Source organism: Rathayibacter rubneri (assembly GCF_023743255.1).
Taxonomy (GTDB): Bacteria; Actinomycetota; Actinomycetes; order Actinomycetales; family Microbacteriaceae; genus Rathayibacter; species Rathayibacter rubneri.
Genome location: NZ_JAMRYM010000182.1, coordinates 1 through 2,990, shown reverse-complemented (window position 1 = coordinate 2,990; position 2,990 = coordinate 1). Strand labels below are relative to the sequence as shown.

Genomic DNA, 2,990 nt, shown 5'->3' with positions numbered 1-2,990 from the left:
CCGCGACGCCCACCTCGCCGCAGGCAAAACCACCAAAGACACCCTCCGCCTCCTCAAAAGAGCCCTCTGCCGCGAACTCTTCCCCCACCTCTGCCGACCTTGACAAATAGAAGCTTCGAGATCCACCCGCCCCGGCGCAGGTGTCAGCCGGCGTGCGGGAGCAGCACCTCCACCACGCCGTCGGTGACGCGGGTCTCGAACCTCGGCTGCGGCGACGTGGCGGGGCCGCGGAGCACCTCGCCCGACTCCAGCGAGAAGGAGCTGCCGTGCCAGGGGCACGAGACGCAGGCCTCGCCGCCCTTCGCCTCCTGGAGCTCGCCCTCGTCGAGGGGGCCCGAGAGGTGACTGCAGACGTTCGACAGCACGTTCACCTTCCCGCCGTGGCGGAAGGCGAGCAGCGGGGTGCCGGCGACGACCTTCTCGACCAGCTCCTTCTCGGGCAGCTCGCTCAGGGGGCCCAGCTCCTGCCAGCCGGCGGGGAAGCGGTGCGGCACGTCCTCGGTGTGGTTCGCTCCGGACGCCTGCCGGTAGCTGAGGTGCCCGCCGAGGTAGCCGCCGCCCGACACGACGGCGAGTCCGAGCATGCCGAGGACCTTGCCGCTCGTGCGGTGGCCGCGTCTGCGCTCGACGAAGGACGCCGCGTAGAGGGCCGTCGCGACGATGTTGGCGGTGGCGTGCACGAGTCCGACGCGGGTCTGCTGCTCGTGCAGCTCGGACCAGTCCGTCCAGCCCGTCGCGGCGGTCGGCAGGACGCTGACCACTCCCAGTCCGACCAGCGCCCGGGCGGCGCGGTCGTTGCCGGGCAGGAGGTCCAGGACCGCCGCCGACACCCACGCGCCGGTGGGGACGAGGACGAGCAGCGGATGCACGGGGTGCCCGACCGGGACGCCGTGCAGCACGTCGCGCACCGGCTGGGGTCGGACGACCGCGTTCACGACGTTCTTCACGCGCCCGACGAGCGGGTCGAGGGCGGCGGCGTTCTCGAGGCGGCTGACGAGCTTGACGAACTTCATTTCGCGCATGCCCCCAGCGCACTCCGCCGGGGCCCGCGACAACAGGGGTTGCGGTGTGCGCCGTGAGGGAACCCCGGACCGTCGAGGGAACCGGCTGTTGCGGGATGTCTCGACGGTTCGGGGTTCCCCGGTGCGGGCGGAGGAGAATGGGGGGACCCCCAGCGAAGGAGAACCCGTGGATCAGCCGCGCATGAACGTCGAGTCGTTCAACCTCGATCACCGCACCGTCGCCGCGCCGTACGTGCGCCTCGCCGACGCCAAGACGCTGCCGGGCGGCGACCACCTCGTGAAGTACGACGTGCGCTTCACTCAGCCCAACCGCGCCCACCTCGAGATGCCGACCGTGCACTCCCTCGAGCACCTGTTCGCCGAGAAGTCGCGCAACCACTCCGACCGCGTCGTCGACTTCTCGCCGATGGGCTGCCAGACCGGCTTCTACCTGATCCTCTCGGGCGAGCCCGCGCTGCCCGAGGTGCTCTCGCTCGTCGAGGAGACCCTCCGAGACATCACCGAGGCCGACGAGGTCCCCGCCGCCAACGAGACGCAGTGCGGCTGGGGGGCCAACCACTCGCTCGAGGGCGCCCAGGAGGCGGCGCGCGCGTTCCTCGCGCAGCGCTCCGAGTGGGAGACGGTGACCGCGTGAGCGACGCGATCGTCCTGGTGGCGATGGACGAGGAGGCGCAGCCGTTCCTCGAGAAGGCCGAGCGCGCCTCCGAGCCGCGGACCGTCGGCAACGCGCTCCAGTACGACCTCGAGATCGACGGCGGGACCGTGCTGCTCGTGTGCACGGGCGTGGGCCTCGTGAACGCGGCGGGCGGACTGACGGCCGCGATCCTCCAGGACCCGTCGCCGCTGGTGATCAGCGCCGGCTCGGCCGGCGGGCTGGGCGCGGACGTGCGGGTCGGCGATGTGGTCGTCGGCGACGAGTACGTGCAGACGGACGCCGACGCGCGGGCCTTCGGCTACGCGCTCGGCCAGGTCCCCGGCATGCCCGCACGGTACTCCGGCCACGCTCCCGCCCTCGCGGCCGAGCTGGTCGCAGAGGTGCCGAACGGCTCCGTCCCGGTGCGCCGCGGACTGATCGTGTCGGGGGACGTCTTCGTCTCGGGCGACCACGTGGAGCGGGTGCGCGGCGCGTTCCCCGCGGCCCTGGCCACCGACATGGAGTCGGTGTCGCTCGCGCAGACGGCGCACGTGCACGGCGTGCCGTTCGTGTCGGTGCGCGGGATCTCGGACCTCTGCGCTCCCGGGCAGTTCGAGGCGCATGTCGACGACGCGGCGGATCGTTCGGCGGTCGTCGTGCTGGCACTGCTCAAGGCGCTGCGCGCCGCCTGAGCCGGCCGCTCCGCCGCCGCGAGTGGACGCGCGACGGGGCCCGGCGGTCGCTCGGAGCCCGGTTCGGGTCCATTCGCGGGGAATTTCGTCAGCGAGTGGACGCGGAACGGGGTCCGTGCCGAGTGCAGGGCCCCGTTCGCGTCGAGTCGGCTACTCGTCGCCGATGCGCTGGTCGGCGGCCTTCTCGGCACCGTCGATCTGGCCGTCGAACTTCCCGCCCGAGGCCTTGCCCGCGGCGTCGCCGGCCTTGTCGAGACCCTGATCGGTCATCTTCTCGCCCTTGTCGCTGTTCGCGAAGTCCTTGGCCTTGTCGCCGAGTCCACCGAGGTCCATGGTCGTTCCTTCCGTCGGAGAGCGCCCGCCGAGTGGCGGGTCCCGGCCAGTCTGCGCTTGCCCAGGGGGAGTGCCCCAGGGGTTGCCGCGGCCCCGTCGCCGGGTGCACCCTCAGCGCCAGTGTCCCGCTGTCGGTCTGGGCTGCGACTCGATGCTCGGATCGCCGTTCCGACGGGGACGGGGGCGGTTTCTTAGGGTTGTTGCAACGGAGGGGTGGTCACATGCCGGGTCGTCGGTTGGATGCGGAGGAGCGGGCTCAGATCGCGGTGTTGTTCGCTCGGGGGCTGCGGTTCCCGGAGATCGCGGAGT

Annotated in this window: 4 protein-coding genes; 2 read left to right on the top strand and 2 right to left on the bottom strand. The window is 72.0% G+C overall.

Translation table 11 applies throughout. The features are described 5' to 3' along the window. Window positions 1-143 precede the first annotated feature (143 nt). On the bottom strand, window positions 144-1,022 hold the full coding sequence (locus NB037_RS19115; protein WP_251948608.1) for a Rieske (2Fe-2S) protein: 879 nt from the start codon (window positions 1,020-1,022) through the stop codon (window positions 144-146). Between the two features lie 181 nt (window positions 1,023-1,203). On the opposite strand from NB037_RS19115, the gene NB037_RS19110 reads away from it, so the two are divergent. Then, window positions 1,204-1,656: an S-ribosylhomocysteine lyase gene (locus NB037_RS19110; protein WP_251948612.1), complete on the top strand. Its 453-nt coding sequence runs from the start codon at window positions 1,204-1,206 to the stop codon at window positions 1,654-1,656. Next, window positions 1,653-2,348 (top strand): 5'-methylthioadenosine/S-adenosylhomocysteine nucleosidase, encoded by a 696-nt coding sequence (gene mtnN / locus NB037_RS19105; RefSeq protein ID WP_251948605.1) that lies wholly within the window; start codon window positions 1,653-1,655, stop codon window positions 2,346-2,348. Before NB037_RS19110 ends, mtnN begins: the two co-directional genes overlap by 4 nt. 150 nt (window positions 2,349-2,498) lie before the next feature. On the opposite strand, the gene NB037_RS19100 is transcribed toward mtnN, so the two are convergent. Next, window positions 2,499-2,681 (bottom strand): antitoxin, encoded by a 183-nt coding sequence (locus tag NB037_RS19100; RefSeq protein ID WP_207403278.1) that lies wholly within the window; start codon window positions 2,679-2,681, stop codon window positions 2,499-2,501. Window positions 2,682-2,990 lie beyond the last annotated feature (309 nt).

Bases quoted from the DNA above. Each gene is read 5' to 3' on its own strand.
- NB037_RS19115 (WP_251948608.1), bottom strand. From the start codon at position 1,022: ATGCGCGAAATGAAGTTCGTCAAGCTCGTCAGCCGCCTCGAGAACGCC.
- NB037_RS19110 (WP_251948612.1), top strand. From the start codon at position 1,204: ATGAACGTCGAGTCGTTCAACCTCGATCACCGCACCGTCGCCGCGCCG.
- NB037_RS19100 (WP_207403278.1), bottom strand. From the start codon at position 2,681: ATGGACCTCGGTGGACTCGGCGACAAGGCCAAGGACTTCGCGAACAGC.